Origin of the sequence: Peribacillus sp. NPDC097224, from assembly GCF_044761985.1 — a bacterium.
GTDB lineage: Bacteria > Bacillota > Bacilli > Bacillales > DSM-1321 > Peribacillus.
The window spans coordinates 78,982-92,170 of sequence record NZ_JBIWDK010000002.1 but is presented as its reverse complement, the minus strand read 5'-3'; the positions used below and the strand labels follow the sequence as shown (position 1 = coordinate 92,170).

Annotated in this window: 14 protein-coding genes; 10 read left to right on the top strand and 4 right to left on the bottom strand. The window is 42.7% G+C overall.

The window, feature by feature from the left end; genetic code table 11:
• Positions 1-97: 97 nt before the first annotated feature.
• The 3 genes from ACIQXR_RS03970 to ACIQXR_RS03960 all read left to right on the top strand — a co-directional run bounded on the left by ACIQXR_RS03970 (position 98) and on the right by ACIQXR_RS03960 (position 2,240).
• Positions 98-1,444 (top strand): glucose-6-phosphate isomerase, encoded by a 1,347-nt coding sequence (locus ACIQXR_RS03970; RefSeq protein WP_402871124.1) that lies wholly within the window; start codon positions 98-100, stop codon positions 1,442-1,444.
• Positions 1,445-1,577: 133 nt separating this feature from the next.
• Entirely contained in the window at positions 1,578-1,775 is a 198-nt protein-coding gene (locus tag ACIQXR_RS03965; RefSeq protein ID WP_402871127.1) for a hypothetical protein, read from the top strand.
• A 60-nt stretch (positions 1,776-1,835) separates the two neighbouring features.
• Complete coding sequence (locus ACIQXR_RS03960; RefSeq protein WP_402871129.1) at positions 1,836-2,240, top strand: YugN-like family protein; 405 nt, start codon at positions 1,836-1,838, stop codon at positions 2,238-2,240.
• Here ACIQXR_RS03960 and ACIQXR_RS03955 read toward each other — a convergent pair.
• Together ACIQXR_RS03955 and ACIQXR_RS03950 are read right to left on the bottom strand one after the other, a co-directional pair.
• The gene (locus ACIQXR_RS03955; protein WP_402871132.1) at positions 2,237-3,232 is read right to left on the bottom strand and encodes a potassium channel family protein; all 996 of its coding nucleotides are present in this window, start codon (positions 3,230-3,232) and stop codon (positions 2,237-2,239) included. The genes ACIQXR_RS03960 and ACIQXR_RS03955 overlap by 4 nt on opposite strands.
• Positions 3,233-3,471: 239 nt before the next feature.
• Positions 3,472-4,758, bottom strand: a complete 1,287-nt coding sequence (locus tag ACIQXR_RS03950; protein WP_402871134.1) for a glycoside hydrolase family 18 protein — start codon at positions 4,756-4,758, stop codon at positions 3,472-3,474.
• A 167-nt stretch (positions 4,759-4,925) separates the two neighbouring features.
• Between ACIQXR_RS03950 and ACIQXR_RS03945 the strand changes: the two genes are divergently transcribed.
• Positions 4,926-5,129 carry an alpha/beta-type small acid-soluble spore protein gene (locus tag ACIQXR_RS03945; RefSeq protein WP_402871137.1) on the top strand — a complete coding sequence of 68 codons (204 nt, stop codon included), beginning with the start codon at positions 4,926-4,928 and terminating at the stop codon, positions 5,127-5,129.
• A 57-nt stretch (positions 5,130-5,186) separates the two neighbouring features.
• Here ACIQXR_RS03945 and ACIQXR_RS03940 read toward each other — a convergent pair whose 3' ends face one another.
• On the bottom strand, positions 5,187-5,927 hold the full coding sequence (locus ACIQXR_RS03940; RefSeq protein ID WP_402871139.1) for a glycerophosphodiester phosphodiesterase: 741 nt from the start codon (positions 5,925-5,927) through the stop codon (positions 5,187-5,189).
• Positions 5,928-6,082: 155 nt separating this feature from the next.
• Here ACIQXR_RS03940 and ACIQXR_RS03935 point away from each other — a divergent pair, with 155 nt between their 5' ends.
• The 5 genes from ACIQXR_RS03935 (at position 6,083) to ACIQXR_RS03915 (ending at position 11,927) form a co-directional block, all read left to right on the top strand.
• On the top strand, positions 6,083-6,910 hold the full coding sequence (locus ACIQXR_RS03935; protein WP_402871142.1) for an undecaprenyl-diphosphate phosphatase: 828 nt from the start codon (positions 6,083-6,085) through the stop codon (positions 6,908-6,910).
• A gap of 490 nt (positions 6,911-7,400) precedes the next feature.
• Positions 7,401-8,720 carry an APC family permease gene (locus tag ACIQXR_RS03930; protein ID WP_402871145.1) on the top strand — a complete coding sequence of 440 codons (1,320 nt, stop codon included), beginning with the start codon at positions 7,401-7,403 and terminating at the stop codon, positions 8,718-8,720.
• Positions 8,721-8,863: 143 nt separating this feature from the next.
• A complete protein-coding gene (locus ACIQXR_RS03925; protein WP_402871147.1) occupies positions 8,864-10,048 on the top strand; it encodes an MFS transporter in 1,185 nt (394 codons plus the stop codon).
• Between the two features lie 110 nt (positions 10,049-10,158).
• Positions 10,159-10,488, top strand: a complete 330-nt coding sequence (locus tag ACIQXR_RS03920; RefSeq protein WP_402871149.1) for a hypothetical protein — start codon at positions 10,159-10,161, stop codon at positions 10,486-10,488.
• A gap of 185 nt (positions 10,489-10,673) precedes the next feature.
• Complete coding sequence (locus tag ACIQXR_RS03915; RefSeq protein ID WP_402871152.1) at positions 10,674-11,927, top strand: methyl-accepting chemotaxis protein; 1,254 nt, start codon at positions 10,674-10,676, stop codon at positions 11,925-11,927.
• A 43-nt stretch (positions 11,928-11,970) separates the two neighbouring features.
• Here ACIQXR_RS03915 and ACIQXR_RS03910 read toward each other — a convergent pair whose 3' ends face one another.
• Entirely contained in the window at positions 11,971-12,120 is a 150-nt protein-coding gene (locus ACIQXR_RS03910; RefSeq protein WP_402871155.1) for a hypothetical protein, read from the bottom strand.
• A gap of 167 nt (positions 12,121-12,287) precedes the next feature.
• Between ACIQXR_RS03910 and ACIQXR_RS03905 the strand changes: the two genes are divergently transcribed.
• Complete coding sequence (locus ACIQXR_RS03905) at positions 12,288-13,154, top strand: STAS domain-containing protein (protein WP_402871157.1); 867 nt, start codon at positions 12,288-12,290, stop codon at positions 13,152-13,154.
• Positions 13,155-13,189 lie beyond the last annotated feature (35 nt).

The following is a 13,189-nucleotide window of genomic DNA, read 5'->3' as shown; positions in this document are numbered from 1 at the left end:
AGTGGGAGTTTTTTCTAAAAGACTTAGCGATTTCTTGATTCTGCTAAATACATCAGATAAAGTAAAAGGGGAACCAAAGAATAAAGGAGGAATTGGCATGTCCCATCTACATTTCGATTATTCAAAAGCTCTACCGTTTTTCGGAAAGCACGAAATGACCTATTTACAGGATGCTGTAAAAGTGGCACATCATTCTCTACACGAACAGACCGGTGCGGGCAATGAATTTCTGGGCTGGGTTGATTTACCGAAGGATTATGATAAAGAAGAGTTCTCCAGGATCAAGAAAGCTGCCGCCAAAATAAAAGAAGATTCGGACGTCCTGTTGGTCATCGGAATCGGTGGTTCGTATTTAGGAGCACGTGCAGCCATTGAAATGCTGCAACATAGTTTCTATAACCTTTTACCTTCTGATAAGAGAAACACTCCGCAAATCATATTCGTTGGTAACAACATAAGTTCTACATATATGCAAGATGTCATGGACGTATTGGTCGACAAGGACTTTTCAATCAATGTGATTTCCAAATCGGGCACAACGACGGAGCCTGCCCTTGCGTTCCGGATTTTCCGTAAGCTTCTCGAGCAAAAGTATGGTCCAGAAGCAGCGAAAGGCCGTATCTTCGCGACTACCGATAAAGAAAAGGGCGCATTAAAGACAGTGGCCACGGAAGAGGGATTTGAAACGTTCGTCATTCCGGATGATGTCGGTGGAAGGTATTCTGTACTTACTGCAGTGGGCTTGCTTCCGATTGCTGTAAGTGGTGCGGATATAGATCAAGTGATGGAAGGGGCGGAGAGCGCTAGAGCGGACTTCAGTTCATCGGAGCTTTCCGAGAACCAGGCTTATCAATACGCGGCCGTCCGTAACGTCCTTTATAATAAGGGGAAAACCATTGAAATGTTGATCAACTATGAACCTGGTCTGCAATATTTCTCAGAGTGGTGGAAGCAGTTGTTCGGCGAAAGTGAAGGGAAGGACCAGAAAGGGATTTTCCCGGCAGCCGCCAACTTCTCTACGGACCTGCATTCGATGGGGCAGTATGTACAGGAAGGGCGACGCGACCTTTTCGAAACGGTCATCAAAGTGGAAGAGGCACGTCATGAAATCTCGATTGAAGCAGCAGAAAATGATTTAGATGGTTTGAATTATCTGGCTGGTGAAACCGTACAATTCGTCAATAACAAGGCATTTGAAGGTACCTTATTGGCTCATACGGATGGCGGTGTTCCTAACCTGATTGTTTCCGTACCAAAACTGGATGCCTTCACATTAGGCTACCTTGTTTATTTCTTTGAGAAGGCTTGCGCGATGAGCGGCTATCTGTTGGGGGTCAATCCGTTTGATCAGCCTGGGGTCGAAGCCTACAAGGTGAATATGTTTGCCCTGCTAGGAAAACCAGGGTATGAAGAGAAAAAGGCGGAACTCGAACAGCGTTTATAAAATAAAGTGAAGAAGGCATCATGCTGGACTAGATTGTCCACGCATGATGCCTTTTTTTATCGGATTAAGAAAAAGTTAAGAAAAAAGGTTGATAATGCTATGTAATCCGATACCTAGAAAAGAGGGACTGTGCATGCAACTATCTTCGACAACGAATAGTTACGCTGGAACGATAAGTACCCCTTCAACTACGGGAAATCAAAACGCTATGAAGGATCTGGAAAAACAGAAAACAGAGCAGCAGGCGGATATCCAGGAAGCCTATCAATCAGAAGGTACAGCCGAAGCCAATTTGTTTTTTACCCAATCGAAAGAGGATAGTGATCAATAGGGGTTATTTTAAGACTTTTGGGTAAGCTAATTATTAAAATTAGCAAAAGAGGTTTTTAACATGATTGAAATATCTTCTAAATTGGAAGGGAAAACCTTTGGATTATTCGATTTGGAAACGAAGCTTAAACCAGAAGGGTATATGATTGGTGGTGGTTGGGATTATGACCACGGCACCTTCGATTTTAAAATGGACGACAAAGATGGCTATCAGTTTTTACGTGTTCCCTTCAAAGCTGTCGATGGATCACTTGATACGGACGGGGCCATGGTTGAAATCATGACGCCGTATTTATTATCTCATAAGTATGAAGATGGCATCGACCGCGAGGGGAATATCGGGAATCTCTCCGCTTCATTTAATCAATTTGCCGAGCCGGAAGACCCCGATGCTGAATTTCCACAGGAATATATTGCGTATGGGAAATCCCTCGTTCGGGACCTTGAAAAGATCTTATTGGATTAATGATCGATGATGAGCAAGATATCATTTTGATGGATGATTGCATCTGCAGGAGGCTTGATACGTGTCTCGCCTCCTGAAATGATGCCAACCAAGAGAATATCCTTTTCTAATAATGTAATGCCCAATTGTTTGAAGGTTTGCCCGTTCCAATCGAATTGGACAGGCATCTGTTCAATCTTCAAACCATTTACCGTGGCCGGATTCTCTTCTTCCCGCTTTTCGATTCCTCTCCATAAACATTCCTGCATATAATCACTCGCAAACTTATTCGTTTCGATAATGGCATCTGCTCCCGCACGTAATGCATTTTCCTTCTGTTCCTGCGTCAAAATTTCAACAAGACAATATACATGGGGGTTCAGTCCTTTTATGGCCAGTAAAGCCAACACGGTGAACATGTCGGTCTGCAGTTCGTTTTGTTGGAGATCGGCAGTGATGAGGACCCGTGCCGCCTGTTTAATATTGGCCTGTTGCAAAACGGAATCCAAACTGGCTTTCCCTTGGACAAAATGTATATTCGTCCGTGGCAAAGGGTGCTTGGTCAATGTGTCGTCAATCAAGACAATATATTGGTTATGCATGCGTTCATGAATGTTCTTGATGATTCGTTTTGAACGTCCATTCCAGCCGATGATAATAAAGTGACCGGTGCCGCTAAACTCCTTTCTTCCGGAAAGGAATTGTTGGTCGCTTGAGATGGACATTTTGGCGATGTAGGCAAAATAAGAAGTGATGAGCCCGACACCCGATAAGATGAGAAGCATCCCGAGGATTCTCCCAAATTTCGTAAGTGGGGTGAAATCCCCATATCCAACGGTCGATATCGTGACGATTGCCCACCAGATTCCCTCGAATACGGAAGGGAAGTTATCAGGCTCGACAAGATGAATCAGCCAACCGAATACAAGTAAAAATAGGATGATGGTCAAAAATAGTTTGAGTAAACGTGGAGACCTTTTAAAAGTGTTGCTGAACGGATTGATTCGGATCATGTTATCCCCCCTACGACAGTCCTTTTAGTATGGACAAAATGGACTGAACTCATAAGGATTTAACGGATATATATAGAAGTTCTAGTAAGAACATGAGATCAAATACATGATAAAAACCTTCCGTGACCTGACGGAAGGTTTTTATCATGTGGAGTCACGTATCCAGAAAAGGACTTCATGCTCAATACTTGATGATATGCGAGGACCACATGGTTTATGCAAAAAAATATGAAAATCCCTCAGACCCGTCGTCGGACATTGAAGTTCTCACTGATGAGCAACCAGTTTTGCGGGAAGGCAAGGCCTAGCTTCCAGTAACTCATTCCTCTAAGGTTCAATTCTTTGATCAAATCGAACTTTGCTTGAATGGACCGGGCATCTTCAAACCAGACCTCATGCTCCTTCCCATCTGCATCCGTGTAATTGAAATGGGGCGCCTGCGCTTTCTCATCGTATTCTATGGATACATTGTTCGCGGCAGCAATCTGGATGGCCTGCTGAGGGCTGATCGCTTTGGCGATGGAGCCCTGGACAAAAGGCAATGTCCAATCATATCCGTATAGGTTCTGGCCCATCAGAATCTTATTGGCCGGCATTTCGGTGATGGCATATTCCAGTACGTCCCGAACCGGTCCTATCGGGGATACCGCCTGTGCTGGACCGCCGCTGTATCCCCATTCGTACGTCATGATGATCACGAAGTCGACAATTTCACCATGTGCCTTATAGTCATGTGCCTCATACCAGCCACCTTTTTGCTCTGCACTGGTTTTCGGTGCAAGTGCCGTCGAGATGAACCAACCTTCTTTTTTGAAACGGTCCCTTGCTTTACGTAAGAATTGGTTATAGGCATTTTTATCGGACGGGCGGAGAAACTCAAAGTCAAAGTGAATATCCCTGAATCCATATTTCTTGGCTGTGGCCACAATATTGTTTAGGAACTTATTCTGCACAGAGGTGTTCGTCAGGATGATTCGACCAAGTTCATCACTGAATTGATCGTTTTCCTGATTGGTGATGACCATCATGAGGACATTCTTGTTTTCTCTTGCAATGGTGGGAAAGTTATTGAGCAACGGTTCCTTTAAGGAGCCATCTCGCAGTGCCTGAAAGCTGAATGGCGCTAAGTATGTCAAATAAGGCGCGGCTTCCTGAGCAGCTGTTTCAAGGGCAGGAGCGACTGATGTACCACGGGGCTCGACATAGCCGTTGAATTCAGCAGTCCGTTTTTTTCGGGCAGGAATATAAAGGCGGTACCCCACGGATAAGGAGTCCTGATCGGAAATGCCATTGATTCTCGCTAATTCTTGATAGGGTACATCCACCTTTTGAGCAATCGAAAATAAAGTGTCACCAGGCTGGACAAAATAATAGCTGCCGACGATTGGAATGACAATGGCCTGGCCGATGACAAGATTATTTGGGTTAGGAATTTTATTTGATTCAACGAGCCGGTCAACGCTCACGCTATATGTTTGGGCGATGCCAAATAACGTTTGGCCAGGCCTAACCACATGAATTTGCACGTCTTTTCCCCCTTACTGAAAGTTTCCTAACAGTTTATGAGCATAGGAAGAAATTCATGATAGCGAGCGAAGAAGTTATCTTCCTAAAGTTACGATTATTCAATAAATTGGAAAACATAATTGGAGGGGGAGATGTAAATAAATATATATAAGGAGGTGAGAAACACATGGCAAACAACAATAGCAGCAATCAACTAGTAGTAGCTGGTGCAGAACAAGCTCTAGAGCAAATGAAGTATGAAATTGCTTCTGAATTCGGTGTAAACCTTGGTGCAGACACAACATCACGTGCTAATGGATCAGTTGGTGGAGAAATTACAAAACGTTTAGTGCAAATGGCTGAACAACAATTAGGCGGATCGACTCGTTAATAACTGAATAAACATGGATTGAAAGAGGAGGGGAATGTTCCCCTTCTCTTTCACATTTTATTTAGCTGACATGCCTTTCAGAGTCGTGATGGCTTTCTCAGGAAAATCGGTCATGATGACATCGACTCCCCATTTGACTAGCCGCTCGATATCTTCTGGTTTATTGGCCACCCAAGGGCGGACTTTGTATCCAAGTTTCTTCGCAGTGGCATGAATGGATGGGGTCAGGCTATTTTTGTCAGGATGAAAGCCAGCTTCTTTTTTCTCGGCTAAAATTTCCTCGATGTTTGCTGGCAATCCCTCGAATAATAAAGCCCGCTCCAATTCCGGGGCCAGCGTCTTTACGTTTTCAATCGATTGATGATTGAAAGAAGAAAGAATCACTCGATTTTCCATGTGATGCTGCCGGATTAAACCCACAACTTTTTTTTCGATGCCTTCGTAAGGGAGCTTATCTGTTTTAAGCTCAATATTCATCCACAATGTATGTTCCTTCGCCCATTCGAAAATTTCACCTAAGAATGGAATCTTCTCACCATGGAATTCCTCGGAAAATTTGCTTCCCGCATCCGCTGATTTTAACTCTTCTGCGGAGAAATCCTTTACATACCCGGAAAGAGTGGTCGTCCGGTCAAGTGTTTCATCATGGATGATTACCAATTCCCCATCCGAACTGAGGTGGACATCGAACTCGATGCCATCCGCCCCGACTCGTAGGGCTTCTTTGAATGCAATCAGCGTATTTTCAGGATGCGTTCCTTTGGATCCACGGTGGGCATAGATTTGGGTGTTTTTCACATGCATCACTCCTTTTTCTGAAAAAAAGAACCTTGAATCTATGATACATGTATCTCTTCTTTCTTTCAGCAATGATTAATAGACAATATTTTAAACAACGAGTAAAATACAATGGTATTTCCATTTATAAGCGGAGAAATAATGAGGTGAAAACAATGAATATATGGGAAATTTTTGTGGCCGTTATCCTTGGCCTTGTGGAAGGCCTGACGGAGTTTGCACCAGTATCTTCTACGGGGCATATGATCATAGTGGATGATCTATGGCTGAAATCTACCGAAATATTTGGTAGTGAAGTAGCGAATGCATTCAAGGTCGTCATTCAGCTGGGATCGATACTGGCTGTTGTTGTGCTCTTTTGGGGGCGGTTCATGGACTTGCTCGGATTACGAAAGATGAAGAACCCCTCTGCCGTGGCAGGGAAAAAGTTGAATTTGCTTCAAATCATCGTAGGGTTGCTGCCTGCGGCCGTATTAGGTTTATTGTTCGAAGATTATATTGATGACCATTTATTCACTGTAAAGACGGTAATCGTCGGATTATTCCTCGGTGCTTTGCTGATGATTGCAGCGGATAGGTTCCGACCGAAATTGACAGCCGAAACGGTTGATCAAATTACTTATAAACAAGCCTTAGGTGTCGGGTTGATACAATGTCTAGCCCTTTGGCCAGGCTTCTCCCGTTCGGGTTCCACCATATCAGGCGGCGTACTGCTGGGGATGAGTTACCGTGCAGCTTCCGATTTCACGTTTATCATGGCTGTGCCTATCATGGCAGGAGCCAGTTTGCTGAAAATCGTAAAATACTGGGAGTACTTTACGCCTGACGTGTTACCATTCTTTATCGCAGGGTTTATCAGTGCCTTCATATTTGCGTTATTCTGCATACGTTTCTTCCTATTATTGATTAATAAAGTGAAGTTGACGCCATTTGCTATTTATCGTATGGTCTTAGCCATTATCCTGTTATTTATTGTTTGGTAAGAAGCAGGGTTTAACAAAATGAAAAGAAAAAGGCAGAAATGTTGCGACATCAACATTTCTGCCTTTTTTCGTGGCTTAGCGAGCACAAAAGAATGTTAATGTTATATTCATATTGGATTAAATCTCTATATAAGGATAAAGATATGAATCTGAGGACCTTGTATGCATCATTCCATCGATATCGAAACCATAAATGAAATAACTGAAGATAGAATGGAATTATACGAAATATTATATGTATAATTAACTAAATCATTCGTCTTAAGTCATTTTAAAGTATGAAAACTTGAATTTATAAAAAAATAATTCGTAATTTAGTGAAAATGAAGAAAAATTAAAATAATTATGAAAACGGATACAATATAGAGATAACAAGGCCTGTAACATCAGATTGATTATTTAGATTATTCGATAAACTATTCTTGTATATTTTTCGTGGTATAATTTTTCTGAGAAAATAGAAGGTGTGTACACGGAAGGAGGACATTATGTGAATGATCAATTGAAAAAAACGATTGGCTTTTGGGTTGGAACATCTATAGTAGTGGGTACAGTCATAGGCTCTGGTATTTTCATGAAGCCGGGAGTGGTACTTGAGTTAAGTGGTAATTCAACGATGTCCTTATTGGCTTGGCTGATTGGTGGCTTGATTACGCTGGCAAGTGGATTGACAATCGCCGAAGTGAGTACACGAATTCCTAAAACGGGCGGTTTATATGCGTATTTAGAAGAAGTGTATGGAAAGTTGTGGGGCTTTCTTTGCGGTTGGGTTCAAACGCTAGTTTATGGACCTGCAGTAATGGGCGCACTTTGTTTATACTTTGGTGCGTTGGTGGCCGGTTTATTTAATATATCCATGGATTATACAATGGGTATTGGAATAATCACGATTGTCTTTTTGACGGCCATGAACTTGTTGGGGACGAAATATGGCGGGTTGATCCAAACCGTTTCAACGGTTGCCAAATTGATTCCAATCGTCTTCATAGCTGTGTTCGGCATGGCTCAAGGTGAGATGCCCGTTTTCAACATGGATGTTGAAACGACGGTGAAGGTGAGTATGGCAGGGGCCATTCTTGCAACACTTTGGGCGTATGATGGCTGGATCAATGTCGGCTTTATGGCTGGTGAGATGAAGAATCCACAGAAGACATTACCTCGGGCCATCATCACGGGGATAGTCGTGGTCATGGTAGCCTATTTAGCTGTAAACCTGGCCATGCTACACGTTCTGGGCCCTGATGGAATCATTGCGAATGGAACGAATTCCGCTAATGTTGCAGCCACCGTTCTTTTTGGCGAGCTAGGCGGAAAATTAATTGCAATCGGAATCTTGATTTCAATCTTCGGTTGCCTGAACGGCAAGCTTCTAACCTTCCCAAGGATTACACTTGCGATGGCTGAGGATAAGATGGTTCCTGGTCATAAACAGATAAGGAAGATATCACCTAGATTCAGGACACCTGTCAATGCCACGATTCTACAAGTGGTCATTGCGATCATCATGATGATTGTGACAGATCCGGATAAGCTATCGAATATGGCGATATTCTCTGTCTTTTCTTTTTATGGGCTAGCCTTCTTTGCAGTCTTCATTCTACGTAAAAAAGATCCGGATGCAAAAACGTATAAAGTGCCGCTTTATCCGTTCATCCCTATCCTGGCAATTATCGGTGCGGTATACATAGTGCTTAGCACATTAATCGATACACCGATGGATGCCCTCTACTCCATAATTATTTTGATAATCGGCTTACCTGTATATTGGCTGATGGTCAAGAGTGAGCGGAAGGATAGACAAGTTCATTAACGATTTTCCATCCCTTCACGCTATCTGTGAAGGGACTTTTTTATGCCTGGCAATCCAATGGGCCTGCTCCTTATTCGTAAAATAGACAATTGAGTTCAGACGTATTAACATAAGAAATAAGGAATTGAAAGGTCTGAGCAGAATTGAATTATATTGAACCTGCGGGTAAATCATTTCGGAAAACGATTTTGGCTTTATTTCTTGGAAGCTTTGTAACATTTGCAGATCTATATAGTACGCAACCGGTCATACCGGTTTTTGCGAAGCAGTTTGGGGTTTCTCCACCAATGGCAAGTCTTACGTTGTCTTTTGCAACCGGGACGCTCTCCATATGCCTATTGCTGGTTTCTTTTTTTTCGGAAAGCATTGATCGAAAGAAGATAATGGGTGTAGCCCTGACCATGTCTGCTTTGCTGTCGATCAGTGTCAGTTTCGTCCAGAATGACATCTACCTGTTGATTGCTATCCGGGCGGTTCAAGGGGCAGTCCTTGCAGGGTTCCCGGCAATCGCCATGGCTTATATCAATGAAGAGTTCCATCCGAAAAGCCTGGGGTATGTGATGGGCATCTACGTTAGTGGGTCGTCTATTGGAGGGCTGGCAGGGAGATTGATTGTCGGGGTGTTGACGGATCACTACTCATGGAATGTAGCGATTGGAAGTCTTGGCGTTTTAAGCTTACTTATCAGCTTGTTCTTTTGGTGGATGCTGCCTTCCTCTCAGCATGTCACGCACACGAACATGTCTGTGAAGAGAATGATAGAATCCTTACGACATAACATGAAGAATCCACAATTATTATGGCTATTTGGCATGGCTTTCTTATTAATGGGTTCCTTTGTCACCGTTTATAACTTCGTGGGGATTCCCTTGATGGAACCGCCTTATCAATTATCACAAACACTGATCGGTTTCATTTTCCTTATCTATCTCGTCGGGACCTTCAGCTCGACTTGGATGGGGAAGCTCGCTGACCGCTATAGCCGGGGACGCGTGTTACTAACCGGGATACTGATCATGCTAACAGGGGCCCTCCTGACCTTGGCAGTTCCTCTATCGATGAAAATATTGGGATTGGCTCTTTTCACCTTTGGTTTTTTTGGGGCCCATTCGATTGCGAGTGGTTGGGTCGGAAGGTTGGCGGATAAAAACGAGAAGGCCCAAGCCTCGGCTCTGTACCTTTTCTTCTATTATGGAGGATCCAGTATAGTGGGGGCCACGGGCGGTATATTCTTAATCCGGTTCGGCTGGGGAGGAGTCATTTCCGTTGTATCCATCTTGATCATTTTGGCGGCCATTTGTATATGGATGGTGAAAAAGGTAAAATAAAAGAGGAAAACAAAGTCTCTTTTCTATCATATTTACTAGGTTTCTGAATATAATCTATTGAAAAAGGATAGTAAGTAATAGATTGATAAAAAGAAGGGGTAATAGATAGAGTGAAACGAAAAACAGTAATCCTAGGTGGTTTAATAGCCGTTTTAATCATATTATTGGTTGTATATTTAACAGGTCCAGGCCGGTTGGACAAAGTGGTGATCGTCGAGAAGTACTACCCTCATTTTTCCGATGGCAAGGCGATTGGCTTTAAGACGAATGAAGTCATTAACGTGAGCAAAACAGAAGAGGGTTCGAATTGCGCAATGAAATTCGATAACGGAAAGATATTGGAAATAGATTGTGACCGGTATTTATCCTATAAAGTAGATGAAACGGTCTATATCTCTTCGGACGGTGATGAAGTCAAGACTATCCAAAGGAAAAGATAGCGCCGTTCTTAAATAAGTGAATAGTAGAATAGAAAGCTGATTTTGTCCTTGCTAAACAAAATCGGCTTTTTTTATTTGTGATAGATAAGTACTATTTAAGGATAAATGTGGAAATTATAATAGGAAAATAGTATGATAATTCTGTGAACATTTTAAAAAATTTAAAATCATAGGAGTGGATACTAATGAGACTAATTCAATATATCATTCGGACGAGCTTGGTTGTGGTACCAGGTACCTTCATGATTGGGCTGTTCGTTTGTCTCGCAAATGGTATTTCGGGAATGCCCATGCTATGGAATCTGGTCTTCATTACAATTTGCGGTGTGGTTGTCGGAATTATTTCCTCCGTGATCAACCATCGAAGGTTCATTCGTCCGATTGGATTGATTAATCGTTATCTAGAGAAAATTGCGGACGGTGACCTTAAACAAAGGATAAGTGAAGATCAGTTAGGTTTTTTGAAAACGATTGCACTTCATATCAATCACACTGTGGAATCTTGGAGCGACGTATTGAAAAAGGTTCAGGATGCATCGAAGAATATGAACGCTTATTCCAATGAATTGGCGGAAGGAGCGCATCAGACAAGCAGCGCGACGGAAGAAATCTCCTGCTCGATAGAAGATGTCGCACAAGGAGCCAGAAATCAGGCAAAGGGAGTGAACGAGACTACTGAGGTGATTTATCAGATGTCATCCAGCCTTTCAAGGGTAACAATCGGGGCGGAGAAGGTATCTGGCTCCATCCATAAGTCCTTGGAGAAAGCGAATGCGGGAAAAAACTCAATCGAACAGGCGGGCCAACAAATGGAGTCCATTTATTCGAATGTGAATGAATTGGCAAGGGTCGTCAATGGATTGGGGGAACGTTCCGTCGAGATAGGGAAAATAGTTGAAGTGATTACAGGGATAGCTGCTCAGACGAATCTATTGGCCTTGAATGCTTCCATAGAGGCGGCACGGGCTGGTGATCAAGGAAAAGGGTTTGCCGTGGTGGCCAATGAAGTGAGGAACCTTGCAGAGCAATCAAGCCATGCAACTCAGCAAATCAGTGAAATCATCAACCATATCCAAAAAGAAACAAAGCAGGTGGCCGAGCAAATGGGGTCTGTCAATCGCGAGGTAAGCGAAGGAATCAACGTGATGACCGGAGCTGGAGATACATTTATAGAAATTCACCACTCCATAAACGATCTTTCTGATCAAGTGGGGCAAGTGGGGGAGACGATTGAAAAAATGGAAGAGGGAACGAGGATGGCTGTACAGTCGATGGAGATGATATCCACTGCAGCGGCGGGTTCAGAGGCGGCGACACTAAATGTCTTGACGGCTACGGGGGAACAATCCGCCGCAATAGAAGAAATCAGCGCCTTTGCTGAACACCTGCGGAAATTAGCCGGAGAAATGGATGGCATCATCCATACTTTCAAAATTTAAGCCTCATCGGAAATGAAGACCCAGACCTTTTTGGTCTGGGTCTTCATTTGCCTTTTTCATCTCTATTTTCTTTTTTGTCTTTTTTATTACGACGAAGTACATCTAAGATTCTCCGGCTATTATTTTTACTATTGATCAGTTCAACTAAGTCACTCATATTTTCTGCTTCAAAGTCTTGTTGTTCTTTTTTCATTAGGAATCCCTCCTCCAAGTTATCGTAATACCCTTATTTTAATAAAATGAAACTTCTTTTATCCTATTGGTAATATAAGGTTTTTATATCGCTTTTAAATAAAAATTTGCTAAAATTAAAAAAAGGCTTGATATTTAATCAAGAGCTGAATGGAGGCTGTTGCCGTTTTGGAGGAAGAATTGGTATTGATTGGAGAAAAAATCGAAAAATTCAAATATATATTGGTCCAGCATCTCGAACTTTTCGAAGAAGATTCGCCATATGATTTGGAAACCAGCAAGGTGATTCGGGCACAAATCATTCAAATCCATGCTGATGCCTTGATCCATGGAAAAGCCCAGGCGATGGAAAGCATGAGTGAAATCGGGATGAGAGTTGGGAATCGAATTGTGGAGATGGGCGTTTCGTTAGATAAAATCATTGGGGAGATTCAGCTGGCGCGTAACCTTTTCTGGAGCTTCATTGAAGAGGAAGTCAGCAATCGACACTATTCTATCGAAGTCTTGTTGAAAGCTAGTTCAATCATTGATGCCGTATTGGACGAGTTCCTCTATTGCATGAGTGTGAGTTTTGTGAACTATTATAAGAAAATTGCCAAATCGGCAAACGAGTCTTTAAAGAAAGTAAAAGAAAATCAAGAAGTCATGGAGGAGTTGGCGACGCCAATCGTCCAAACCATGTTAAGCGATGTGTTGCTCGTACCGTTAATCGGACGTATCGACGAATGGCGAATGGGATCCTTGCAGTCGACGGTCCTGCAAAAGTGTAACGATTCCCATGCTGAAGTAATGATTTTGGATTTCTCCGGCATCACTTATACGCAGGATGATAACATGTTTTCCCTGCTCGACCAGTTGGTTGGCGCGTTAGCATTGATGGGTACAGAAACGATGTTTGTCGGGTTTACACCGGCCGTAGTCAGGCAAATTATCAAGCTTGATTTCTCCCACCAGGTTAAATCATTCTTATCATTCGCCCAAGCCATGGAGTATATCGTTAAACAGAGGGGAATTACAATCCAGTATTCGAATTGAAGGAATCCTTATGAATGAGGATCCTTTTTTTATAG